Below are 23,800 nucleotides of genomic sequence, written 5' to 3' on the forward strand. Positions count from 1 at the left end.
GCGAGGACCTCGGGGCGGGCGGCAGAGATGCCCGTCTCGCTGCTCAGCCCGCGACCCTCGGCCGCCTGATCAGCTCGAAGAGACCGGCGACGTCGCCCTGGCCGTGGCCGTCGGCGACCCGTCGCTGCATGAGGGCGTACAGCGGGGCGAGGAGTTCGACATCGACGCCCTGCTCCCGGCCCGCCTGCGCGAGATTGGCGACGCCGGTGGTCTGCATGGCCAGGGTGTTCATGACGCCGGTGTCATGGTCGTCGGCGTCGATTCGCTGGGCGAAGAGGTCGACGCTGATCGCCATGTCGGTGAGCCAGCGGCGGAGCATCGGGGCGAAGCTTTTCGTCGGAATGCCCTCGGAGTCGACGAGCGCGAAGGCCTGGAGGATGCCGGCGAACATGCCGTACATGCCGGTGAGCAGGGCGAGGTCCTGCAGCGCGGCCAGGCCGGGATCGGTGCCCAGGTGGTGGACCTCGCCGAGGACCTCCAGCGTGGCGCGGTGAGCGTCGAGGACCTCGTCCGGTCCGCTGTAGAGGAAAAAGGCCCCGGGCGTGGCCACGGTCGGCGGGATGGCCATGATCCCGCCGTCGAGATACTCGATGCCGTGCTCCCGTGCCCAGTCCGCGGTGGCTCGGGCCTGGCCGGGGATGCCGTTGGTGAGGTTGACCAGGGTGCGGCCCCGGAGGGCCTCGGTCACCGAGGCGTCGAGGATCTCATGCAGGGCCGGGTAGTCCAGGACGCACGCGATCACCAGCGGACCGGCCGCGACGGCGTCGGCGGCGGAGTTCGCCCGGCGGGCGCCTCGGGCGACCAGGGCCTCGACCCGCCCGGGCGAGCGGTTCCACACCGTCGTCGGGTGGCCCGCAGCCAGGAATGCGTCGGCCAGTGCGGTGCCCATCGCGCCGAGTCCGATGATCGTCACTGGAGTGGCCGGGGTCGTCGAGTGGTCGTGTTCTGGCACGGATGCTCCAGTCGTCAATGCTGGTCAGGAGTATTGGTCGGGCGAAATCCGCCTGCTGCCAGCGTCGTGCCGGGAAAGCCTGGATTCAAGTACGCACTAATTAGTGCGGTACGCACCGAAAAGTGAGAATCGGCTGCTCGATTCCTGACCCGGCAGGGTTCTCGCGCTGCTCGGGCCGAGTCGGACTGGTCGCTGGTGCGGGTTGCGCACGTCGCGCCGCGAAGCCTGTTGCCCGGTCAGCAGCCGGTTGAGGGCTCGGCCAGAGCCGCGCCGAGGGCGACGGCGTGGGCACCCGCCGACCGCCCGGCCCGCTCCGATCGCCCGCGTCCCGGCGGGGGTCTCGGCTTGGCGGGTACGGGCGGCTCTCCCGCCGCACCGGCTCGAGCGGGGCCTAGACGGGAGAGTTCCGGCGCACGTTCGAGGTCAGAACACGGTCGAGCGCCGCCCGGCCCGCGGGTCCCCAGGTCGGCTTGCCGCCGGGAAGGCCCTGTTCCCCGTTCTGTCCCATGAGGATGAGGAAGAGGCTCTTCAAGGCGGCCAATCCGCGGGCGCGGCGGATCGTCGCCTCGTCCGCCTGCGCGTACACCTCGAAGAACCGTTCGGCGGCGCCTGCGGGAAGCAGCACCCAGGCGGCCGCGAGGTCCCATGCCGGATCGCCTGCGAACATGGAGCCGAAGTCGACCACGCCCGAGAGTGTCCCGTCCGAGACGACGACGTTCGCGGGATGGAGGTCACCGTGCAGCCATACCGGCGGGCCCTCCCACTCGGGGGCGGCAACAGCGTCGCCCCAGACGGCCCGGACAGCCCGGATGTCGGCGGTAACGCCGCCGGGGGCGATGGCGTGCACGAACTCTTCGAAGCCGTCCGTGCAGTTCTTGGGGTGAGCGCCGCGGTCTGAACTGGCAGGCGCCTCGGCGGGCGCCTCTCTATGGAGCGCCCGGAGGAAGCCCGCCAGAGCGTCGGCCGCGTGGTCGTCACGACTGATCGAGACGCAGTCGAGCGGCTCGCCGGGAACCCACGTCATGACGGCCCAGGGCCTCGGGAAGAGCGCGGACGGTTCGCCGATCCGCTCCGGAGCCGGAACCGGGAGCGGAAGGCGCGGGGCCAGGACGGGCAGCCACCGGCACTCCTTGCGCTGGAGATCCGGGGCGTGTTCCGTGCGCGGCATGCGCACGGCCAACTCATCCCCGAGGCGCCACATGTGGTTGTCCCAGCCGCCTGCTACCTCGCGGATGACCAGCCCGGCGAGGTCGGGATGTTGGTCCTCGAGAAGAGCGTGCACCAGCTCTGCAGTGATCTCGATCTCGGGGTCGGTCATGTGAAGCCACGGTACGTGAGTCCGGCGGAGCGGACACTCACTCGCCGGAATGCCCGCTCGCCACGCCCGTTCCGTCGGCGGCCTCTCCAGAGCAGAAGGACGCCAGGCTAACGCGGGCCTACATCGTGGGTGATGCCTGAGTCAGGACATCAGGGGCGGCGTGGAGCCGAAACGCGGGCTGGTCACCAACAGGCTGGGTTCCTCGGTGCGCCGGCGACGGTCGAAGACGAGACCACACCAGTGTCTCCCCGAGGTCCGCGAAGATCATTCCTGGTCACGAGCGGGTCCGGCCTGTTTCGGAACCGATGTTCCGGAACACGTCGCTGTTTCGGAACGCATGTTCCGGATCAGGTAGGGTGCCGCCGATGCCCGGAACTCCACGACGTCAACGGTGGGACGCCGCGCGCAATCGCACCGCGCTGCTCGCCGCCGCCAGGGAGGCCTTCGCCGCTCGGGGGCTCGCGGTCGACGTTCGAGAGGTCGCCCGTCGGGCCGGTGTCGGCATCGCGACGCTGTATCGGCACTTCCCCACCAAGGACGATCTGGTGGCGGCGACGCTGGAAAAGGACCTCGCCGAGTGGTCCGAGGCCGCCGGGGTCGCGGTGGCCACCGAGGACGCCTGGTTCGGACTGACGTTGATCATCGAGCAGACCCTGGCCGTCATGGCCCGTCACCGGGCCGTCCTGGACGGCCTGTCCGAGCCGAGGAGCGCGCCGCAGATCCTCCTGCGCAGGCTCGCGACGCTGCGCGGGATGCTGGAAGGCCTGGTGGACCGTGCGCACCGGCAGGGCACGCTGCGACTGGACGTCTCCGCCGACGACGTCGGACTGTTGATCCTGGCGCTGGGGCGGGTCGTGCAGCTCACGGTCGCGGCGGGCGGCGTGGCCGTCGCTTCCGAGGGCGACGCCTCGAACGCGGTGTGGCGCAGGCACACCGGACTCGTCCTCGACGGCCTGCACACCCATGCGGTGCGAGAGTGACGGCAGGCGTCCCCGACGTGTGGTGACGTCGCCGTAGCCGAGGCCGACCTCGCCCAGTACGGTTCCGAGGCGGGCGAAGCACTGCCCGACTTGGATGGCGAAGTCCGTGGAGATCAGGCGGCCGTCGGCGTCGGCCGCGCACGGTCCGGCCACGGCGATCAGCCCGATCCGGAGTCCATGAGACGGCTGTACCCGTAGAGGACGGCGGCGGGGTTGATCACGACAGGCGGCGTGGTCGGTCCTGGGCGGCTCCGCAGGAGGACATCACGTCTCGGCCGGTGACTCGTCCGTTCCTGCGCCGTCGATCACCATGGTCGGCCCAGGAGCACAACCCTGCGACCACTCCTGATCGAGTGGGTCGAGTCCCGGCGGGCAGACGGCGTCGACCGACCGACGACGGTCACGATGCCGGTTCGCGGTCGCGGTCGTCCGATCGGCCCGCCTCCGGTTCGGACCATCGGTGCGTCGCCTGTGGACCGTGCCAGGACCGCCAGAGCGCGGCATACGGTCCGTCCGCGTCGAGAAGGTCCTCGTGGCTGCCCAGTTCGGTGATCCGACCGCCGTCCAGGACGGCGACGCGATCGGCGTCGTGGGCGGTGTGCAGCCGGTGCGCGATGGCGATGACGGTGCGCCCGGCCAGTACGGCGGCCAGCGATCGTTCGGCGTGCCGGGCGGTGGTCGGATCCAGCAGGGCGGTGGCCTCGTCGAGGATGACGGTGTGCGGGTCGGCCAGGACCACCCTGGCCAGGGCGATCTGCTGGGAGCGGGCGGCGTCCAACCCCGCCCCCGGCGTGTCGAGCCGGGTGTCCAGCCCGGCGGGCAGGTCGTCGACCCAGTGCGCGTCCACCGCGGCCAGCGCGGCGCGCAGCGTCGTGTCGGCAGCCTCGGGGGCGGCGATGCTCAGGTTGTCGCGCAGGGTGCCGAGGAAGACGTGGTGTTCCTGGGTGACCAGGACGACGCGGCGCCGTAGTTCCGCAGGCCCGAGCCGGGCGACGGGGACCCCGCCGACGGTGATGCTGCCCGTGCGTGGTGCGTCGATGCCGGCCAGCAGCCGTCCGAGGGTGGACTTCCCAGCGCCGGAGGGGCCCACCAGTGCCAGTCGCTCCCCCGGCCGCACGGCCAGGTCGATGCCGATCAGGACGTCACGGCCCTCGACGTAGGAATGGGAGACGCCGACGACCTCGATACGGTCGTCGGCCGGTGCCGTCTCCGTGTGGACGGGGGCGGTCCCGGCGGCCAGCGCGACGCCCTCGATCCGGGCCAGGGACGCGCCGCTGCGCTGCAGCTGCTCCAGGTAGATCAGCACCCGGTCGAGGGGTTCGGTGAGCTGGAGGATGTAGAGCCCGCCTGCGATGACGGTGCCGATACCAATCGTCCCTTCGAGATAGCGGACGCCGCCGACCAGCAGGATCACCGCCAGCGGAATCCCATAGGAGAACTCCAGGACGGGGTACAGGACCGTGCGCAGCCGCAGGGTCCGGTTCTTGGCGTCGTAGGAGTCGGCGACGCGGCGGTCGCCTTCAGTGATCCGGCGTCGCCGCAGCCGCAGCGACTCCACGGTCGCGGCGCCGTCGGCCGTGGCGGCGAGGCTCTCCGAGACTGCGGAGGTGGCGTGGCCCTCGGTGAGATAGGCGGTGCGGGCTCGACGCAGATACCACCGGGCCACCACCCCGATCACGGGGGCGCCGACCAGCGCGCACAAGCCGAACAGCGGGTCCAGCAGCGTGATCGCGCCGAGGATGAGCAGCACCTGCACGGCGGAGAGGAACAGGCCCGGTCCGGCATCGCGCAGGGTGGTGCCCAGGGTGGCGACGTCGGTGGAACTGCGGGTCATGAGGTCGCCGGACCCGGCGTGCTCGACGACGGAGGTGGGCAGGGCCAGCGTCCGGTCGACGAAGCGTTCGCGGAGCCGGGCCAGGGCGCGTTCGGCGAAGCGGTGGGCCGCGTAGTACGCGAGGCGGGTGAGCAGGAACTGGGCCACGGCGAAGGCGACGAGCGCGGCGGCGAGGAGGTCGAGGACGGCGGTGCCCTCGCCCGCCTCGACGCGATCGACGATCTCGCCGAGCAGCCGGGGCGCGGCCAGACCCGCCGCAGCGGCCAGGAACGTCAGGGTGATGACGATGACCAGCGCGCGCCGGTCATGGCGCAACAGATCCCAAGTGGCGCGGCCGACGGCGGGTGCGTCGGCGACGGGAAGTCGCCCGTCGGCGGGCGAGCTGCTCATCGGAGGCCCTCCTCGGCGGGTGCGGTGTCGGAGCGGGCCGTGGCGGCCGAGAGGACGGGGTCCGCACGAGTCGGTCTGGCGGGCGCCGGGTCCGCTGCCTCGTCTTCGGCGAGGACGTCGCGGGTGACCAGGGCACGGTAGCCGCGCGAGGCTGTCATCAGGGCGGCGTGGGTCCCCTCGGTGTGCACTCGCCCGTCGACGAGCAGGACGATGTGGTCGGCGTGGTCCAGGACCAGCGGTGACGCGGTGACCACGACGGTGGTCCGGCCCGTGCGGGCGACGGACAGCCTGCGGGCGATCACGGCCTCGGTATGGGCGTCGACCGAGGAGGTGGGCTCGATCAGCAGCAGGACGTCGGGGTCGGCCAGCACCGAGCGGGCCAGCCGGAGCCGTTGCCGCTGGCCGCCGGAGAGGTCGCGGCCCTGGGGCCGAATCGTGGAGTCCAGGCCGTGGGGGAGTCCGCTGAGGACGTCGTCGGCTGCGGCGGTGTGCAGGGCGGCGAGGACCGCGGCGTCCGCGTGGTCCTCCCCCGTGGCCAGCGCCTCGCGCAGCGTGCCTGCGAAGAGGTAGGCGTCGTCGGCGGCCAGCAGGATGCGGCGGCGCGTCTCCGCCAGCGGGAGCCGGGCCAGCGGCGTGTCACCCCAGACGGCGTCGGAGTCGACGTGCCGGGCCAGCCGTTCCAGGATCGCCGTGGCCTCGACGGTGCGGGCGGTCACCAGGGCTGTCACGACACCGGGCGCGATGGTGACGCCGGAGGCCGGGTCGTGCAGGGCGGCCGGTTGGTCGGGACCGGGTACGGGCTCGACGTGGTCCTGCACGATCGGGGCGAGTCGAAGGACGTTCACGACGCGGCGGGCGGCGACCAGTCCCTTGGCGATCTGGTCGGCGCCCTCGATGAGGAAGAGCACCGGGACGATCAAGGCGGCGACGTAGCCGTAGACCGCGATCATCTCGCCCACGGTGATCTGTCCCGCCGAGGCCATCCTCGCGGCGATCCAGGTGACCGCGACGAGGAAGAGCGTGGGCATCCCGGCCGCGACGGCCTGGATCCAGCTGGTGACCGCTCCGACGCGGTAGCCCTCGGCCCGCAGGTCCTGGGATGCGGATCGATACCGGCGGGCGAACTGCTCCTTGCCGCCGATCCCGCAGAGCACCCGGAGCCCGGCGACGATGTCGCCTGCCTGGGCGGTCAGCGCGCCCTGATGCTCGCGGTAGCGGGTCTCGGCGGTCTGGAGCCTGCCCAGGAGCGGGCCGATGACGACACCCAGCAGCGGAACACCGAGCAGGACCACGGTCGCCAGCACCGGGGAGATCGCCAGCAGCAGGACCGTCACCGCGCCGTAGGCCATCACCGCGCCGACACCGGGCCCGACGCAGGTCAGTGCCAGGGCGATGTGACTGACGTCGGTGGCGCCGATGGTGACGACCTCGCCGGTGCCCACTCGGCGCGACAGCGTGTGGCCGAGGCGGGTCGTCTGCCGGGTGACGACCTGCACCGTGCGGAGCGAGGCATCGGTGCGGAGGAAGGTCATGGTGCGGTGCCGGGCCATGCCCGCGAGTGCGTTGGCGAGGGTCAGGGCAAGAATCCCCACCGTCCACCAGACCAGGGCGGACATGTCTCCGGCGCGCAGGCCGTCGTCGACGGCGCGGGAGAGCAGGTAGGGCGGCAGCATCATCCCCACCATCCAGATCGTGCTCCACATCGTCCCGGCCAGTGCCCGACGGAGCTGACTGACCACCAGCCACACCAGGTACCGGCCGGGGCCGCGGGTGTCTGGCACGCCGGGATCGGCGTAGGGGGCTCGTCTGCGCACGATTCCGACGGTAGCGGGGAGGGTGGCCCGTAGCGATGGATTTCCGCCCCCGACGAATGACCTCGCAGCCGAGGCGACCGGCTGGCTGAGCCCCCGATCCTGCCCGCTCGGATGACGGAGAAGACGCTGGTCACCGGGCTGGGGCGCTCGAGCGTGATGTGGCTGCCCGGTCCGGACGACGGTGTTACTGTCGGATCATGGGGCGTGGCCGGGAGAAGGCGAAGCAGGAGAAGGCGGCGCGGCGGTGGGACTCCGTCGCCGTGCCTGATCTGCTCGGCCTGACCGCACCGGAGGCCGAGCGGATCGGTGCGGAGCTCGGGCTGCGGGTGACCGCCCCCGGCGACGATCCCGAGCCGGTGGAGGAACTGAGCGGCACGGTGGTCCGCCAGCACCCCGCAGCGGGTGTGCTGGTCGCCCGGGGGTCACGGGTGATCGTGTCGACCACCGGTTCAGGTGGCGAGGCGGGCGCACACGAGCCGAGGTGGCCCTTCCCGCCGGTCCCGGAAGGACACACCGTGCTGGAGCCCGACGCCGATCGGGCCTTCTGATCGGCTGCGCGCCCGCCTGTCTGCTCCCGCGCGGCTCGTCGGCACTCGGCACTCGGCACTCGGCGAGAGGCCACGGTGCTCGACGCTCGTGCTCAGCGGTAGAGCTTCTCGGCGTAAGCCGGTCCGTAGTACGTCTCCAGTTCGGCAAGGGCTGCCTCGGGACGGTCCAGCACCTTGGCGATGCGAGGGCGGGAGGCCACGGCGTCGGGATTCCAGGTCTCGGGCTTCCACAACGCCGAGCGCAGGAACGCCTTCGAGCAGTGGTGGAAGATCTCGTCGATCTCCACGATCATCGCGACGCGGGGTCGGTTGCCCTTGACGATCATCTCGTCGAAGAACGGCGCGTCGCTCACCAGCCTCGCTCGACCGTTGATGCGCAGCGTGTCGCCTCGGCCCGGCACGAGGTAGATCAGGCCGACGTGCGGGTTGGCCAGGATGTTGCGGAATCCGTCGACCCGCCGGTTGCCCGGTCGGTCGGGGACGGCGATCGTCGTGTCGTCCAGCACGTGGGTGAAACCCGGCGGGTCGCCCTTCGGGGAGACGTCGCAGCGGCCTGCGGCGTCGGCGGTGGCGACCAGGCAGAACGGGGATGCCGCGAGCCAGTCCCGGTCCAGTTGGTGCAGCGCGGCGCGCTCCTTGGTCGCATTGCGCTCCGTCGGCTCGCCGATCAACGCGGCCAGCTCGGCAGGTGAGCTGATCTCCACCTGTCCCGTCGACCTCATCCGTGTCGTCCCCCGCGTCGTCGGTGCGTGCGCCCCGGCCGAGGGTAGTCCGGCGGCGGGGCCGGGAGCCGCCCGTTCCGGCCGTCGTGGAACCGGCCTCGCCGCCCGCGGCACCCGACCCGTCTCGTCGTCTCCCCGTTCCCCGAGGCCCGGCTCCTTCCGAGTCCCATATCGTCCGGTCGCCCGCCCTCCGCCCCTCGGCGACGTGCGCTTTCATCGGCCCGCCGCACCGCGATGGGCAGTCCGGCGCCTCCCACGGCGCTCCCGGCAGCGGGCGGATCTGCTCTCGCGGCGACGAGTTCCGCTCCGGACCGGTGAGTTTCGCGTTGCGGGGAAGTCTGTACCTCCGACAGCACGGTCGGTGCCCCGCCGAACACCGACGGCGGGCACCGCGACGACAGAAACGGAGTAGGGACCGATGGCGAAGACGGAACCGGTCGGGACGCTGCACACGGGTTTCAGCAGCCCCGGAGCGACGGCGGCGTCCTGGTCCGAGGTGCGGGAACGACTGGTGGCATCGGAGGTGTTCTGGATCTCCACGGTGCGCCCCGACGGACGTCCGCACGTGACTCCGCTGCTCGCGGTGTGGCGGGACGAGGCCCTGTACTTCTGTACCGGTGGGACCGAGCGCAAGTCCAGGAATCTTGCCGAGAACCCGCAGTGCACCCTCACCACCGGGTGCAACCGGCTCAATGAGGGCGTCGACCTCGTCGTTGACGGCCTGGCGGTGCGGGTATCGGAGAACGCCCTGCTACGCCGCCTCGCCGAGGACTGGGCGACCAAGTACGGGTGGAACTTCGCGGTGCGTGACGACGAGTTCGTCGGTGAGGGCGGGAACGTGGCTCAGGTGTACCGAGTGGAACCGGTGACGGTCTACGCCTACGGCCGCGATGCCGAGTACAGCGCGACGAGCTGGCGGTTCTGAGGCGCGACGGTCACTCACTCGGCGAGCGTGCAGCGGTCACGGCGTGCGTGCCGCAGCCTGCGACGCAGGATCGGCGGCAGGCGGTGCATCGCACCCGCTGCCGCCGATGGTGCCGCAGGCAGCAGACGCGACCGGCGGAGCACTCCGGGTGCACAGGTCTCCCTGCGTCGCACCGGCCGGGCGGAGTTCACCCACGCAGCGGTCGGTGCGTCAGCGCGGCAGGCACAGCGCCAGGACCCGATGAAGGCGACGGTCGTCGGTCGATCGCAGCGGCGGCAACAGCAGTGTGGTCAGGCCCGACTCGATGGCGGCCCCGTCCGGCCCGGACCGATCGCCCACCATGAGCGCGTCGGCGGCGTCGACGCCCAGCGCCGTCACGGTCCGATCGAACATCGCCCGGTCGGGTTTCTGCACGCCCTGTTCGAAGGACAGGGTGAACACGTCGACCAGGCCCGCCAGGCCTGCGTCGGCGAACACGGGTCGCAGATCGAAGTGGATGTCACTCACGACCGCGATCCGCACTCCGGCCGTATGCAGGCTCCGGAGCACCTCCGAGACGTCCGAGGCGAACGGGTTGTGCCGTGTGTCGGACTCGACGGCATACAGCGACCGGGCCAGCTCCGGGTCCAGACCGGCCTCGGCGAACACTCCGAGGTAGGTCTGTCGGTGCCGGTCGGCGTCGGCGTCGACGCCGGGGGCGTCCAGCCGACGTCCGTCGTGATCTACCGTCCGGATCGCGGCGAGGACGGTCTCGATCTGTTCCGGCCCTGCGTGTCGCCCGATCGACTCCAGTGCCCGTCGAACCCAGTCGGGTTCCGCGAGTGTCGTGACGAGGGTGCCGCGCCAGTCGAAGAGGACCGCGTCGAAGGACATGGTTCAGATCTATCACGATCGCCGTGGCGGTAGGACGTCGGTACTCGGCCCGGCCCAGAAGCGCCCGGCGGGCAGTGCAGTGTCGTCTGCCCGAGCCTGACGGGCTGCGTCACCCCACGCACGTCGCATCCCCGCGTCGTTTCCACCGACAGGTCATGAGCACTGCCAGACACCGGCCGGTCGGGTCCCCGATGGTGCCTGGTCGGCTCCACGCGACCGGGCGGCAACCAGCCGGGCCGGGAACGACATGCCGGTGACCGGTGGGCAGTGCCGGGGCCGGCATCAGGCCACAGCGGGTGTCGTCGGCTCGACGGCATCGCCGGATTTTTGTCGAAACAGCAAAGCAGTTTGACGATGTTGCGGAGGGCGCGGAGAGTCGGGCAGCGGAGGGCAGCCGCGAGGAAGACGCGGCGCGAAGCAGTGGAGGAAGGGTGACCACAGTGCGAGACGGCTACGACGTGGTGGTGGTGGGAGGCGGCGCCGCCGGACTCGGCGGGGCGCTGGCGCTGGCTCGGGCGCGTCGCTCGGTGCTGGTCGTCGACGCGGGCGAGCCGCGCAACGCCCCGGCCGGACACGTGCACAACTACCTGGGCCGTGAGGGCACTCCCCCCGGCGAGCTGCTCGCCGCAGGCCGCGCCGAGGTGGCGAGTTACGGCGGTGAGGTCGTCGCGGGCCGAGTCGTCTCGGCCGAGCCCGTCGGAGGGGACACCGAGGCGGACTCCACCGGTTTCCGCGTGCACCTCGCGGACGGACGACGCGTCTCCGCGCGGCGACTGCTGGTGGCCACCGGTCTGGTGGACGAGCTTCCCGAGGTGCCGGGGGTGGCCGAGCAGTGGGGACGCGGCGTCCTGCACTGTCCGTACTGCCACGGCTGGGAGGTGCGCGACCAGCAGATCGGCGTGTTGGCCACCAGCCCCTTCTCGCTGCATCAGGCACAGCTGTTCCGGCAGTGGAGCGCGCGGGTGACCTTCTTCCTGCACGACCAGCCCGCGCCTGCGGACGAGGAGCGTGAACGGCTGGCGGCCCGAGGGATCACCCTGGTCCCCGGCGAGGTGGCCGAACTGGTGTCCGTCGAGGACCGCGTCACCGGGGTCCGGCTGGTCTCGGGCGAGGTCGTGGCGTGTCAGGCCCTGGTGGTCGCACCCCGGTTCACCGCCCGTGCCGACGTGCTCGTGTCGCTCGGCCTGGAGTCGACCGAGCTGGAGGTCGGCGGGCATGTCTTCGGCAGTGCGGTGGCCGCCGACACGACGGGAGCCACCTCGGTCCCCGGTGTCTGGGCGGCGGGCAACGTCACGGACCTGCGGGGCCAGGTGATCGGCTCGGCGGCGGCGGGACTCACTGCGGCGGCGGCGCTCAACGCCGACCTGATCGAGGAGGACACCCGACGCGCCGTGGTCGAGTACCGCCGTGGGCGTGCGGGCTTCTCGGCCGATGCCGAGCGGGAGACGTCGGAACGGGTCCTGGGCGACCGGCGCCACGGCGGGTGAGACGGGCCGCGTGTCCCGGCAGGAGGGGCGCGGCGAGATCATCGCCGATCGCCGGGACCCCGTCGTCAGCGCGTCGACCGCAGCCGAACGATCTCGGCGTGGGTGCTGTCGTGGCCTGCGTGCAGGAAGCCCGCCAGTGCGCGCAGCCCGTCCTCGTCTAGATCGGCCAGGTCGTCGCGGGTCCGGGCGGTCAGGCCCGCGTAGTAGTCCGCGACGCGGCGAAGGCCGTGGCCGGTCGGCGTGATCAGTACTCGACGGCGGTCGTCGGGGTCGTCGGCGCGGCTGACGCAGCCTGCGGCGTCGAGTCGATCGATCATGCGGGAGACGGCACCGGGGCTGCGACCGAGGCGGTCGGCGAGATCACGGGCCGTCGTGGGGCCGAATCGACGGAGCTCGTGCAGACAGTGCAGATCGGTGGGGACGACGCCCATCCGCTCGGCGATCAGCTCGTTGAGCTGGACCACCGCGCTCACGAAACTCGGCAGGGCGTCGAGGATCGTCCGCACGGCCGCGTCACGGTCGGCAGCGGCGTCCTCGGGGGATTTCGTCATGTGAATTCCGGTCGGTCCTTCTGATAGCTTGTGCCGCCCCGTCGGTGCGTCACGCAACTGGTGTGCCGCGCAATCATCCGGTATCGAGTCTCCCGCCCGAGGAGCAGGCTTGTCCCACGCACCAGATCCGACCCCGCCGTTCGGCGCCGATCGGCCCGCTCCGGCGGTGACCGCCGATGTCTGACCGCTCCACCCTCGCCGAGACACTCCCCGAACTGCCGGTGCTGCCCGCCGCCGACCTGCCCGGTCGCCTGCAGGCGACCTTCGTCCCCGCCGAGGGTGCCGTGGCGTGGTGGGGCGTGCCGGATCTGCCCGCCGTGCTCGCGTCCCGCGGCCTGCCTGCCGGGCGGGAGTCGCTCGTGCGGCTGGCCGCGCCGACACGGCAGGCCGGGCCGGCCGTCGTCGGCGCGGCGGTGCCCGCGCGACTCGCCGATCTCGACCTCGCCCTGCCCGCGTTGCGCCGACTCGACCCGGCCGCCCTCGACGACGGGGTCGGCGCCTCCCTGCATGCCTGGCGCGAGGCCGCGCTGCTGGTCGACGAGGCACGGACCGAGACTGCCGACGCCGAGTCCGGGTTCGCCGAGTTGGCCGGACGGATGCCTGCTGCCGCGCACGCGGTGCTCACCCCCGACGGGACCGCGATCGACACGGCGGCCGACCTGCTGGGCCGCTTCAGGCAGGCTGCGGCCACCCTCGTCGACCTGGCCACGGCCGCCGTGCAGGCGGAGCTGCGCCCCTACCAGGTCGAGGGCGTCGCGTGGCTTCGTTCGCTGGCACCGGTCGAGAACCCGGCGAGCCTGCCTGCGAGAACCGGCGCGGCGCCGCCGTCTCCCTCGGCCGAGGGTGCCGATCGACAGCGGCCCGGCGGCGGCGTGCTCGCCGACGAGATGGGGCTGGGCAAGACGCTCCAGGCGATCTGCCTGTTCGCCACCCGACGGTCGACGGGACCGCACCTGGTGGTCTGCCCGACCTCGGTCGTCGGCAACTGGCGTCGTGAACTGGCCAGATTCACTCCGGGCACCCCGGTCGTCGCCCACCACGGGTCCCGCCGAGGACTGCAGACCACGCCTGCCGCCGGGACGGTCGTGGTCACCAGCTACAGCGTGCTGCGCTCCGACGCCGAGGCACTGGCCCGGATCGACTGGGACGTCGTGGTGTTCGACGAGGCACAGCAGATCAAGAACCCCGACACCCGCGCGGCCAGGGCCGCCGCGGCCCTGCCCGCCACGATCCGGCTCGCGATGACCGGAACCCCGGTGGAGAACCGGCTGGACGAACTCTGGGCGATCCTGCACATCACCAATCCCGGACTGCTGGGCACTCGCGCCCGATTCCGGCAGCGGTTCGCGGTGCCGGTCGAACAACGTCGTTCCGCGACGGCCGCCGCGCGCCTGGCCACGCTCATCGCGCCGCACGTCCTGCGCAGACGCAAGGCGGACGTCGCCGCAGATCTGCCGCCCAAGCTGTACTCGACGGTGGCCTGCACTCTGACCGAGGAGCAGGCGGAGCTGTATCGGGCTGCCGTGCGGCAGGCCTTCTCCGACGGACTCGGCACGGGCATCGGCCGCCGAGGCCGGGTACTGGCGTTGCTGACGGCGCTCAAACAGATCTGCAACCACCCCGCGCAGTACCGTCCTGACGACCGGGCACTGGCGGGTCGATCCGGCAAGTTCGACCGGGCCACCGAGATGCTCGCCGAGATCGTCGAGGACGACGACCGGGCGCTGGTCTTCACCCAGTACCGGGTGATGGGCGACCTGCTGTCCCGGCACCTGGCCGAGGAGCTGGGCGTCCCGACGGTGCCCTTCCTGCACGGCGGGTTGAGCGCCGAGCGCCGGGATCAGCTGGTCCACGCTTTCCAGCACGAGGACGACGGACCGCGGGTGCTGCTGTTGAGCCTGCGCGCCGCCGGGTTCGGCCTGAACCTGACGCGCGCGGGACACGTCGTGCACTACGACCGCTGGTGGAACCCGGCGGTGGAGGACCAGGCCACCGACCGAGCACACCGGATCGGCCGGGACCGGGCGCTGGCCGTGCACACCCTGGTCACCGGCGGGACCGTCGAAGACCACATCGCCAGGCTCCACGAGTCCAAGCGGGTCCTCGCCGACGCCGTCGCGGGCGGCGAGGCCGCGTTGGCTGAGCTGTCCGACGAGGACCTGCACGCCGTCCTCGACCTCGACGAGGAGGTGATCGGCTGATGAGCGCCGAGTTCGGTGCCACCGTGTGGGGTCGGGCGTGGTTGCGGACGGTCGAGTCGACCTCGGTCACCACGTCGAACGCCGGACTGCCCAAGGCTCGCAGTCTCGCCAGGAACCAGGCCGTCGCCGATCTGACCATCGTGACAGGACGGGTGACGGCCGAGGTGCGGGTCAAGGATGTCGGCTACCGCGTCGAGGTGGGCCTGCCCGAATGGAGCGGGCGAACCCGCGCCGAGGCGGAGCGCCTAGTGGCCGCCGCAGGCGCGCAGCGGGCCACGCTCGCACCAGGTGATCTGCCCGACTCCTTGGAAGCCGACCTGCGCCGTCACGAGATCGACCTGGCGGTGCACCCGTCGGCCCAGGTCGTCGAGTGCTCCTGCCCGGCGCGCGCACCTCGGTGTGTGCACGTGCTGGCCGTGCTCTACGCCCTCGTCCAGCGGATCGACGAGGAACCGGCGCTCGCCCTCGTCCTGCGGTCCGCCCACGCCGAGCCCGCCGCAGCGGCGCCTGCGGCCGGGGCGAATCGAATCCCGCTGACCGACCTCGACCCGGCCCGGTTCTACGGGGACTGACTTCTCCGTCGCATCCCTGTCCGTCCCCTGCGGTCCGACCCGCGTGACCGCAGGGGACGGACACTCGGACTCCCGTCTCGCGGAACAGGCAGGCGGGTCCGATACGGCGACGATTGTGGAGTCGGCGACGAGACCATGCTCCCGCGCACGGCGTACTCACACCCGGCGGCACACGGGAAGGCGCACACGTGGTCGACGAGCCGCCGCTGATCAACCCGATGCACCTGCGAGCAGGACAGCGGCAGCAGCACTGGCACCATCGGGGATCACCGCTCGTCGATCTCAGCGACGACCTCGCCGCCGACCGTGCAGCCAACACCACCCCCTGCACGCGGCCAGCGGAGACGGAGGGTTCCCGTCAGAACACGCAGGTACCGTCCTGGTAATGGCTGTTCGCCTGATAGTCGACGCGCGTGACGATCGGGGATTCCTGCTTGATTCGGGCGGCAAGTTCTTTGCCCTTTTCGATCCAAATTCGATGCGCCTCAGGGGACGGAAATGCTGAATCCGGCGGGTAAGTTTGATCCAGTGTTGCCTGATACTCGGCGTCCCACGACGTTACGGCCGCCGCGAGATCATCGGATAGTCCAAGGTAGGCCGCAGCCTCCTCAACAGTGAAGTTCCCGTACTCTCCCTCCATCTCGAAGTAGAAGGGGCCTTCCGCGTAGCCCACCAGGACTGATAGTTCCATGATTAGTTCTCATTCTTCTTGGCTGAAATTAGTGCAACTTTGTTTCGCTAGGTGACGGGTAGGGCTGTGACGATGTATCCGTTGGGGCTGATAAAGATGGCGATCTGTCGTCGCGGGGTCCCGTCGAAATCCACCTCGTACACCTCCTTGTCCACCATGTGGCCGATGAGTCTGCCACGTTCAATGCCCGCGAAAATCAGATCGACGACACGTGCCGCCGGGACCGCTTCCCGCTCAAAGAATTTGCGCCGATTTGGTCGGAGAATATGCGCTTTCCCTGACGTGTCAATTCGACCCTCCGCCAGCCAGACCAGGTAGCCGTCCTGATGACGTCCCACGTGGACGACCTTCTCCGGGCTGATCTTGATTCCGTTGCGGCGGAGTTCGGCGATGGCCGCGTCGGCCTGGAGGGTGGCCTGGCGGGCTTGGGTGAGTAGGGCGTGCGCCTGGCGGAGCTGGGCGATCACCTCGGTGACCGACGATTCACGACTCCTCACTGTGTGTGTTCGACCATGGTGACGGACCAGCGCCTCGTGGTCGAATGAGTTCTCGTCAGGATGTCCGGACGCCGTCAGGCGTGGCGGCGTGCCTTGCGTGTTTTGGGACCAGGTGTAGGCAGCGCGGGCCATGTCGCGCGTCCAGATCGAGATCAGCCACGCTCCTGGTCTCTTCGGCCTCCGCGACATCGAGAACCGCGCAGGCGGCACCCTGGGGCGTCTTCGGTGCGCTTGTTGCCTGGATCAAGGCCGACAGGGCTGCGCTGGCATGCCCGCGCCGACCCGATCTCCCCGAGCCGCGAACCGCGATCGGGACTTCTCGCATCTGCGATGTGCCTCGTCAGGTCGGTGCCTGCCGCGAACCTCGCGCCCCGAGGGAGAACCTGTCGGCTACGGCTCCGCCGACCAGGCCTGCCCGAGTCAGCGCGGTACGGGCTGCCGACGTCGCGAGCCCGCCGTCACCTCGTCTATCGAGTCGCAGTCGTACACCGCAGAAGGGTCCGTCTCGGCCGTGGCGGTGATGATCTCGGTGAGGATCGCGCGGGCGTCGCTCAGCTCGTCGATCTGGCCGGTGATGCGGTCGCGCTCCCGGCTCAGCTCCACGGCCAGTTCGGAGCAGCCGGGCACCAGCAGGTCGCCGTCGACGACCATGCAGGGCAGCACCTCGGCGATGATCGTCGTGTTGAGCCCGGCGGCGAGCAGCGTGCGGATGCGTCGCACCACCTCGACGTCGGACTCCGCGTACTCGCGATAGCCGCTGGGCCGCCGCTGCGGCTCCAACAGTTTCTGCTGCTCGTAATAGCGCAGTGACCGCTCGCTGACGCCGGTGCGGCGGGACAGCTCCCCGATGCGCATGTGACCTCCGACATCCCGAGTGGACTCTGACATCGATGTCAAAGTCTAGCGTCGCCGCCGTGACCGACCTTCACGCGACCACCGACATCGCTGCCGTCCAGACCGCCGCCACCGACCGCGTACCCGTCACGATCCTCGGCCTCGGCCCGATGGGTCGGGCCCTGGCCGGAGCCTTCCTGGCCGCAGGCCACCCCACGACCGTCTGGAACCGCTCACCAGGCAAGGAGGGCGACCTGATCTCCCGAGGGGCCGTCCGCGCCGCCACCGCAGCCGACGCGGCGGCGGCGAGTCCGCTGGTGATCGTCTGCGTGCTGGACTACGACGCCGTGCACGCCATTCTGGGCACCGTCGGCGACGCCCTGCGGGGACGCACCCTGGTGAACCTCACCGCGGACTCGCCCGCCCGCGCCCGCGAGACGGCAGACTGGGCCGCCGAACACGGCGTCGACTACCTGGACGGGTCGATCATGACCCCGACCACCACCATCGGCGGTCCCTCCGCCAGCGTGCTCTACAGCGGACCGACGGAGACCTACACGCGCTGGGCGCCGACGCTGGCCCACCTCGGCGGCGCGGCGAACCATCTCGGCACCGACCCCGGCCGGGCGGCCGCTCACGACATCGCCCTGCTGGACTTCTTCTGGACCTCGATGCACGGCCTCGTCCACGCGCTCGCACTCGCCAGGGCGGAGGGCATCACGGCGGCCGAACTCGCGCCGCACGCCAAGGGGATCAGCGCGATCCTGCCCGACATCATCGACCACTATGCCGCGCAGATCACCGCAGGAGAGAATCCCGAGGAGGACGCCATCCTCGCCTCTGCGACGACGAGCATCAGCCACATCATCCATACCGCGCGTGCCCATGGCCTGGACACCAGCGCGCTCGACACCACGACCGCACATTTCCGGCGGGCGCTCGACACGGGACGCGACGTCGTCGCAGCGATGAGCAACTCGACGACGGACTGAGACCGGGCGACGGGCGTGGGCCGGTCTCATCGGCCGTGCCCTGTCGGGCCTGCTCCGACGAACGGACTGCCTCGCGAGCGGGTGTCTCAGTCGATCAGGCCTGCATCGGCGCGGGGTCCACACCCGCCTCGGTCCACGCCCGCGTCAGGATTTCCTGCACCGTCTCCTCCGGTGTCTGTCGTGAGGTGTCCAGCCACAGGCCCAGTCTGGGAGTCTCCGCGCGGAACAGCCGATCCAGCTCCTCGACGCCCCAGGCCGGGCCGTAGGCGGTCTTGCCCCGGCCCGCCTCACGATCGGCGATCGAGGCGACGTCGGGGGCGAGCACCACCAGGAACAACGGCCTGCTGTGGACGGCGGCGAGCAGCCGAGGCAGCTCCTCGCCGATGACGATGTCCTGCGCGACGACGGCGAATCCCGCTCGCACGTATTCGTCGGCCACCGAGGCGGTCAACCGATGCCGGAGCCGCAGCTGTTCCAGCGCTGCGGGCTCGGCATCGGGCGTCATCTCGCGTCGCCCGGCGACGATCATCTTGCGGAACAGGTCTCCGCGCAGGTGGACCGCGCGGGGCAGTCGCTCGGCCAGCAGTTGGGCCACCGTGGACTTGCCTGCCGCCTGGACGCCGGTGATCAGCACGACGGCGGGTGTCCCCTGCTCCAGCGGGCTGGGCGGAGTCGGATCGACGGTCATGACGTCCTCGTCTTCTGGTGGTCGTGCGGGTGCTTCGGTTGGGACCGGACGGCACGAGGCGCGACGTCCGTCACGACGCCGTCCGGCTGAGCCTGGACCCTAGCCGGCCGTTCCGCATCGATGCACTCGGATTCTCGCCGGCAGACCGGTGTCCACACGAGACGGCCTGCCGTACGAGACCGCCCTCGGAACGGACGGCGTGGCACGTCGCGGATCACAGGTCACTCCGCCTGCGATCCGATCTCGCCGGTGTGTCGGTCGACGATCGCGCCGGCCGCGACGGAGGCGGGCAGCGCGCCGTAGGAACGGCCTCCCCCGTCGAGTCGGCTGCCGCAGAACGCGTCGGACACCTCGGCGGGGGCATGACGGACGAGTAAGGCGCCCTGGAGGGCCAGCGCAAGCCGTTCCGTCAAGGTGCGGGCCTGCCGCTGCGCCTCGGCCGGGTCGGCGGGCAGCCCGATCAGATCCCGGCGCACCAGGTCCAGGTGGGCATCGAGCCGCGGATTTCCGCCCCTGGCGAGGTCCACTTCGGCGAGGAACGCCTCGCCGGTCTCGGGAGTTCGGGTCAGCGCACGCAGCACGTCGAGACAGATGACGTTTCCGGAGCCCTCCCAGATCGAGGTCAGCGGCTGCTCCCGGTAGGCACGGGCCAGCGGGAAGTTCTCGCAGTAGCCGTTGCCGCCCAGGACCTCCATCGCCTCGAAGGCGTGAGCCGGTCCGCGTCGACAGACCCAGTACTTCAGCACGGCGGTGCCCAGCCTGCGGAGCTGCCGGTCCTGCTCGGACGCGTCGACGTCGTAGGCGCGTGCCAGGCGCAGCAGCCCGGCAGTGGCGGCCTCCGACTCCACACACAGATCGGCCAGCACCGACGTCATCAGCGGCTGGTCCACCAGCGCGGCACCGAAGGCGCGTCGGTGGCGGGCGTGATGGCAGGCCTCCACCACCGCGCGTCGCATGAGCGCCGCCGTGCCGCCGACGCAGTCGAGCCTCGTGTGGTTGACCATCTCGATGATGGTGCGCACGCCGGCACCAGGCTCGCCGACCAGCCGGGCCCACGCGCGGTCGAACTCGACCTCGCTGGAGGCGTTGGACCTGTTGCCCAGCTTGTCCTTCAGCCGTTGCAGCCGCAGCGTGTTGCGGGTGCCGTCGGGCAGCACCCGAGGGAGCAGGAAGCAGGTGGGGCCCGCGTCGGTCTGGGCCAGGACGAGGAAGGCGTCCGACATCGGGGCCGAGAAGAACCATTTGTGCCCGGTGAGCTGGTATTCGCCTTCGCCATGGAGCGGTCGGGCGCGGGTGATGTTGGACCGGACGTCCGAGCCGCCTTGGCGCTCGGTCATCCCCATGCCCATCAGCACGCCGGGCTTGTCGGCGGCCGGCCGCAGTTCCGGGTCGTAGTCCAACGATGTGAGCCGAGGCTCCCACTCGGCGGCCAGGTCCGGCTGAGCGCGCAGCGCGGGCACCGCGGCGTGGGTCATGGTGATCGGGCAGGCATGACCCGACTCGGTCTGGGCGAGCAGCAGGTGCACCGCCGACCGCGCGACGTGTGCGCCGGGGCGGGCCGCTCGCCAGGACAGGGCATGCGCGCCGAGGCCCACGGCGCCGGTCATCACCTGGTGGTAGGCCGGGTCGTACTCGACCTCGTCGACGCGGTGACCGACCCGGTCGTGGGTGTGCAGCCGAGGCGGCCGTTCCTCGGCGCGGTCGGCCCATGCGTGGAACCGTGCCGATCCGGCGAGCCTGCCCGCCTCGCCGAGGTGCTCCTGCGCCCAGTCGGCCGAGTATCGGGACACCGCTTCTCGCAGCGGCACGTTGGCGGCGAACTCGTCGACGTCGATGCGGGGCGGCGTCTGATTGCGGACCTCGCGGGCAGCGTCGAGGTCGGCTGAGGTGGAGGCGGCGGGCACGGGATCTCCTCGAACGTCGGCGGTCGCGGTGCCCGCCATCCTGCCCTGCTCAGAACCGGAATGATCGATCCGACCGTGCGACTCAGCGGATTCGACAGGCCTCGGCCGCCTCCCGCCCGGACATGAAGGGACCCAACAACTCTCGGCATCGCTCGGCGGTGGTCGTTCCCGCATCGCAGGCGATCGCGGCCGTCCGCTCGTCGACGCCGCGGGTGACGGCGAAGGCGACGCAGTCGTGCACGTCCTCGATCGCCGAGACCGGCGTCGCCGCTGCCGTCCCGAGCAGCAGCACCAACATCGACGCAGGCAGCATGCCCGGCGTCCCGCTCGTCTTCCTGACCATGTCGCGCACCCCTCGACTCGGCACGGTGGGCGCCGTACGGGCGTGCTGGGCGGCGAGTGGACTCGACGACGTCCGGCCGCAGGCCGCCGTACCGGCGTGGAGTGCAGTGCATCGCGCGTCGGGGTCGACACGCCAGCAGGATCACTCCGCTGCTCCGCGGTTCCACCACTTCGGGCCGGGAACATTCTCCCGTCGGCGCACTGAACCGTCCGTCGGGTGCGGATCGTCGCGGCAGGCGGTGCCGGGTCGTGGTCGCTGCACCACAAACCGGCATGGGCGGCAGTCGCTACGCCGCAGCCTGCGGAGTCGACGGCTCGGGGTGGAACCCGCTCGACGCGATCGCGCGTGACGTACATGTCCCACCGTAGCGAGATGAGCGCTGCGGCCCAGGTCGCCTTCTGAGTCCACCGACGGTCCGAGGGTTCTCCGGTCGTCAACCCGAACGACCTGGCCGAGCTCTATGCGGGCAGGGCCGACCTCGTCGCGCCGGCCGGGCACGGGATGCCTCCCGCCGGGCGGACGCCGAACCGCTGGATACATCGAGCAGCCGGCGGGAATGTGATCGTTCTTGCCGCCTGCCGTCGGCGCGAGGTCTCCACAGGGCTGGGGCGCGACGGTCGCCCGTCGGCGTAGGTCAGGGTCTCGGCGACTGCCTCGCCATGGCGGTTCCCGCCGGTGAGGTCAGGTCGTCGACGGGGTGAGTCCGGCCGTGCCGACGTCGACTTCGGTGACGATCCGAGTGATCACTGAGGTCACCAGCGTCCGCTCGGCGGCGGGCAGGTCGGCGGCGAGCGCATCCAGTTCTGCGACCACGCCGTCGTGGGCCAGCACGGCGAGGCGGGTTCCTGCGTCGGTCAGTGCGATTCGGTAGGCGCGTCGGTCCTGGGAATCGCGAACTCGGACGACGAGTTCGCGCCGTTCAACGCGGTCCACGAGACCGGTCAGGCTCGACTTCTCCAGGTTCAGTGCGCGGCACAGGTCCGTCATGCCGACCGGGCCACGGACCAGCACGCACAGCAGCTGAGCCTGCGCGGAGGTGAGGTCGTGACGACGGCTCACCTCGTCGAAGACGTGGTCAACCAGATGTGCGAGTCGCACTACTGCGTCGGCGAACCCCAGCGTCTCGGTCCTGTCGGTCATGGCGGCCTCCTGACGCCCGAGTGTAGTTGACAACGGTTCGCGAAACGAACTAATCTGGTTCGTATTACGAACAGTCCGCCAAGTAGACAGTTCTTATTGCGAATCATACGTACTGCGAACCTGGAGTGCTCATGCCTGAGACCGTGGTCGTCATCGGCGGCGGGTATGCCGGAATAGCCGTGGCCAAGGCGCTCGACGACGTGGCCGACGTCGTCCTCGTGGAGCCTCGCGATGCGATGTTCCACAGCGTCGCCGCCTTACGGGGCGTCGTCGACCCGGAATGGTCCGATCGTCTCTTCCTGCCCTACGACCGGCTGCTCAGCCGAGGGCGGGTCGTACGCGACCGGGCAGTCCAGGTTGATCCGTCCGGAGTCGTCCTCGGCTCGGGCGCGCGGATCGACGCCGACTTCCTCGTTCTCGCCACCGGGTCTCGATACCCGTTCCCGGCGAAGACCGACATCGAGGACGCCGGGCGGGCCACGGCCGCCTTTCGCGGCACACAGAAGGCCCTGGCCGCCGCCGACCGGGTCCTGCTGCTCGGTGCCGGGCCGGTGGGCCTCGAGCTGGCGGGCGAGATCACGGCGGCGTGGCCGGACAAGTCCGTGACGATCGTCGACCCCGCTTCCGACCTCCTCGGCGGCCGGTTCCCCGCCGACCTGCGGGCGGAGTTGCGTCGGCAGCTCCACACGCTCGGCGTCGAGCTGCTCCTCGGCACCTCGTTGGCCGAGCAGCCGACCACCGAGCCCGGCATGCCGGGGACGTTCACGGTGGCCACCAGCGCGGGCGGCAAGGTCACCGCAGACCTCTGGTTCCGCTGCTTCGGCGTCGTGCCGGTGTCGGACTACCTCGCGGACGAGCTGGCCGGAACTCGGCGACCCGACGGCCATGTCGAGGTCACCCCGGAGCTCCGGCTGCCGGGACAGCGCACGGTGTTCGCCGTCGGCGACCTGCCAGCGACCCCCGAAGCCGACACGGCGAGCGCGGCAGGACGACATGCCGAGGTGGTTGCGGGCAACATCCGCGCGATGATCCGGGGCGCGGCCGAACTCGTCGCCTACGAGCCCGCTGCCCCGGGCATCGCCCTGCCGCTGGGGCCCGGCGCGGGCGCCGCCTACTCGGACGAACTGGGGCTGCTCGGTGCGGAGACCACGGCGGAGATCAAGGGCGCGAACCTGATGGTGGACTTCTACCGGGACTACCTCCGCCTGGACTGAGACTTGGGCGCTGCCCGGTGACCTGGCCCCGACGTCGTCGGTCGAAAGCAGGCGTCGAGCGCTGGTCGAATGCGACGGTCGTCGGCGAGCCGAGGTCGTACGGCGGCACACCACGGCGGTGCGGCCTACCCAGGGTCGCGGCGTGAAGTCGGCCGTCCGAGCCCGGCACACACCAGGGGTGCCGAGCAACGGACCTCGCGGAATCGACCCGGACACGGCGGGCTCGACGCACCTCGTTAACTCGATCGGGGTTGGTATGCCCGGCGGGAACGGGATGGCGATCTTTCGGCCCTAACCTCTCCTTCCATTCCCAGGAGGTGAGGCCATGAA

General features: G+C 71.0%; 22 protein-coding genes. 8 read left to right on the forward strand and 14 right to left on the reverse strand.

The window, feature by feature from the left end; all coding sequences use genetic code 11:
• Positions 1–43: 43 nt before the first annotated feature.
• Both UA74_RS14955 and UA74_RS14960 read right to left on the reverse strand, forming a co-directional pair.
• Positions 44–952 (reverse strand): NAD(P)-dependent oxidoreductase, encoded by a 909-nt coding sequence (locus tag UA74_RS14955; RefSeq protein WP_075740846.1) that lies wholly within the window; start codon positions 950–952, stop codon positions 44–46.
• Between the two features lie 391 nt (positions 953–1,343).
• Positions 1,344–2,270 (reverse strand): aminoglycoside phosphotransferase family protein, encoded by a 927-nt coding sequence (locus UA74_RS14960; RefSeq protein ID WP_075740847.1) that lies wholly within the window; start codon positions 2,268–2,270, stop codon positions 1,344–1,346.
• 365 nt (positions 2,271–2,635) lie between these two features.
• On the opposite strand from UA74_RS14960, the gene UA74_RS14965 reads away from it, so the two are divergent.
• The gene (locus UA74_RS14965) at positions 2,636–3,250 is read left to right on the forward strand and encodes a TetR/AcrR family transcriptional regulator (RefSeq protein ID WP_075740848.1); all 615 of its coding nucleotides are present in this window, start codon (positions 2,636–2,638) and stop codon (positions 3,248–3,250) included.
• A gap of 400 nt (positions 3,251–3,650) precedes the next feature.
• Here the strand turns inward: UA74_RS14965 and UA74_RS14970 are convergent, their stop codons facing one another.
• Positions 3,651–5,474: an ABC transporter ATP-binding protein gene (locus UA74_RS14970; protein ID WP_075740849.1), complete on the reverse strand. Its 1,824-nt coding sequence runs from the start codon at positions 5,472–5,474 to the stop codon at positions 3,651–3,653.
• Positions 5,471–7,288 carry an ABC transporter ATP-binding protein gene (locus UA74_RS14975; RefSeq protein WP_075740850.1) on the reverse strand — a complete coding sequence of 606 codons (1,818 nt, stop codon included), beginning with the start codon at positions 7,286–7,288 and terminating at the stop codon, positions 5,471–5,473. Before UA74_RS14975 ends, UA74_RS14970 begins: the two co-directional genes overlap by 4 nt.
• 197 nt (positions 7,289–7,485) lie before the next feature.
• Here UA74_RS14975 and UA74_RS14980 point away from each other — a divergent pair, with 197 nt between their 5' ends.
• The gene (locus UA74_RS14980; protein ID WP_075740851.1) at positions 7,486–7,836 is read left to right on the forward strand and encodes a PASTA domain-containing protein; all 351 of its coding nucleotides are present in this window, start codon (positions 7,486–7,488) and stop codon (positions 7,834–7,836) included.
• A 92-nt stretch (positions 7,837–7,928) separates the two neighbouring features.
• On the opposite strand, the gene UA74_RS14985 is transcribed toward UA74_RS14980, so the two are convergent.
• Positions 7,929–8,558 carry a pyridoxamine 5'-phosphate oxidase family protein gene (locus UA74_RS14985; protein ID WP_075740852.1) on the reverse strand — a complete coding sequence of 210 codons (630 nt, stop codon included), beginning with the start codon at positions 8,556–8,558 and terminating at the stop codon, positions 7,929–7,931.
• Between the two features lie 418 nt (positions 8,559–8,976).
• Here UA74_RS14985 and UA74_RS14990 point away from each other — a divergent pair, with 418 nt between their 5' ends.
• Positions 8,977–9,483 carry a pyridoxamine 5'-phosphate oxidase family protein gene (locus tag UA74_RS14990; protein WP_075740853.1) on the forward strand — a complete coding sequence of 169 codons (507 nt, stop codon included), beginning with the start codon at positions 8,977–8,979 and terminating at the stop codon, positions 9,481–9,483.
• A gap of 210 nt (positions 9,484–9,693) precedes the next feature.
• On the opposite strand, the gene UA74_RS14995 is transcribed toward UA74_RS14990, so the two are convergent.
• Complete coding sequence (locus tag UA74_RS14995) at positions 9,694–10,356, reverse strand: HAD family hydrolase (RefSeq protein ID WP_075740854.1); 663 nt, start codon at positions 10,354–10,356, stop codon at positions 9,694–9,696.
• Between the two features lie 431 nt (positions 10,357–10,787).
• Between UA74_RS14995 and UA74_RS15000 the strand changes: the two genes are divergently transcribed.
• The gene (locus UA74_RS15000) at positions 10,788–11,843 is read left to right on the forward strand and encodes an NAD(P)/FAD-dependent oxidoreductase (RefSeq protein WP_404799977.1); all 1,056 of its coding nucleotides are present in this window, start codon (positions 10,788–10,790) and stop codon (positions 11,841–11,843) included.
• A 65-nt stretch (positions 11,844–11,908) separates the two neighbouring features.
• Here the strand turns inward: UA74_RS15000 and UA74_RS15005 are convergent, their stop codons facing one another.
• Complete coding sequence (locus tag UA74_RS15005; RefSeq protein WP_075740856.1) at positions 11,909–12,394, reverse strand: MarR family winged helix-turn-helix transcriptional regulator; 486 nt, start codon at positions 12,392–12,394, stop codon at positions 11,909–11,911.
• A 176-nt stretch (positions 12,395–12,570) separates the two neighbouring features.
• Here UA74_RS15005 and UA74_RS15010 point away from each other — a divergent pair, with 176 nt between their 5' ends.
• Together UA74_RS15010 and UA74_RS15015 are read left to right on the forward strand one after the other, a co-directional pair.
• Positions 12,571–14,595, forward strand: a complete 2,025-nt coding sequence (locus tag UA74_RS15010; protein WP_083683223.1) for a DEAD/DEAH box helicase — start codon at positions 12,571–12,573, stop codon at positions 14,593–14,595.
• The gene (locus UA74_RS15015) at positions 14,595–15,167 is read left to right on the forward strand and encodes an SWIM zinc finger family protein (protein WP_075740857.1); all 573 of its coding nucleotides are present in this window, start codon (positions 14,595–14,597) and stop codon (positions 15,165–15,167) included. Before UA74_RS15010 ends, UA74_RS15015 begins: the two co-directional genes overlap by 1 nt.
• A 358-nt stretch (positions 15,168–15,525) precedes the next feature.
• Here UA74_RS15015 and UA74_RS31815 read toward each other — a convergent pair whose 3' ends face one another.
• The 3 genes from UA74_RS31815 to UA74_RS15030 all read right to left on the reverse strand — a co-directional run bounded on the left by UA74_RS31815 (position 15,526) and on the right by UA74_RS15030 (position 17,243).
• Positions 15,526–15,858 carry a hypothetical protein gene (locus UA74_RS31815; RefSeq protein ID WP_157434206.1) on the reverse strand — a complete coding sequence of 111 codons (333 nt, stop codon included), beginning with the start codon at positions 15,856–15,858 and terminating at the stop codon, positions 15,526–15,528.
• Positions 15,859–15,905: 47 nt separating this feature from the next.
• Entirely contained in the window at positions 15,906–16,487 is a 582-nt protein-coding gene (locus UA74_RS15025; protein ID WP_157434207.1) for a hypothetical protein, read from the reverse strand.
• A 288-nt stretch (positions 16,488–16,775) separates the two neighbouring features.
• Positions 16,776–17,243, reverse strand: a complete 468-nt coding sequence (locus UA74_RS15030; RefSeq protein ID WP_404799978.1) for a MerR family transcriptional regulator — start codon at positions 17,241–17,243, stop codon at positions 16,776–16,778.
• A 26-nt stretch (positions 17,244–17,269) separates the two neighbouring features.
• Here UA74_RS15030 and UA74_RS15035 point away from each other — a divergent pair, with 26 nt between their 5' ends.
• Positions 17,270–18,181 (forward strand): NAD(P)-dependent oxidoreductase, encoded by a 912-nt coding sequence (locus tag UA74_RS15035; protein WP_198043033.1) that lies wholly within the window; start codon positions 17,270–17,272, stop codon positions 18,179–18,181.
• Between the two features lie 94 nt (positions 18,182–18,275).
• Here the strand turns inward: UA74_RS15035 and UA74_RS15040 are convergent, their stop codons facing one another.
• From UA74_RS15040 to UA74_RS15055, 4 genes are all read right to left on the reverse strand, one after another.
• Complete coding sequence (locus tag UA74_RS15040) at positions 18,276–18,869, reverse strand: AAA family ATPase (RefSeq protein WP_075740861.1); 594 nt, start codon at positions 18,867–18,869, stop codon at positions 18,276–18,278.
• 221 nt (positions 18,870–19,090) lie between these two features.
• Complete coding sequence (locus tag UA74_RS15045; RefSeq protein ID WP_083683225.1) at positions 19,091–20,812, reverse strand: acyl-CoA dehydrogenase family protein; 1,722 nt, start codon at positions 20,810–20,812, stop codon at positions 19,091–19,093.
• Between the two features lie 43 nt (positions 20,813–20,855).
• Positions 20,856–21,116, reverse strand: a complete 261-nt coding sequence (locus UA74_RS15050; RefSeq protein ID WP_075740862.1) for a hypothetical protein — start codon at positions 21,114–21,116, stop codon at positions 20,856–20,858.
• 681 nt (positions 21,117–21,797) lie between these two features.
• Entirely contained in the window at positions 21,798–22,256 is a 459-nt protein-coding gene (locus UA74_RS15055; RefSeq protein ID WP_075740863.1) for a MarR family winged helix-turn-helix transcriptional regulator, read from the reverse strand.
• A gap of 131 nt (positions 22,257–22,387) precedes the next feature.
• On the opposite strand from UA74_RS15055, the gene UA74_RS15060 reads away from it, so the two are divergent.
• A complete protein-coding gene (locus tag UA74_RS15060; RefSeq protein ID WP_075766151.1) occupies positions 22,388–23,470 on the forward strand; it encodes an NAD(P)/FAD-dependent oxidoreductase in 1,083 nt (360 codons plus the stop codon).
• Positions 23,471–23,800: the final 330 nt, after the last annotated feature.

Source organism: Actinoalloteichus fjordicus (genome assembly GCF_001941625.1).
Classification (GTDB): domain Bacteria; phylum Actinomycetota; class Actinomycetes; order Mycobacteriales; family Pseudonocardiaceae; genus Actinoalloteichus_A; species Actinoalloteichus_A fjordicus.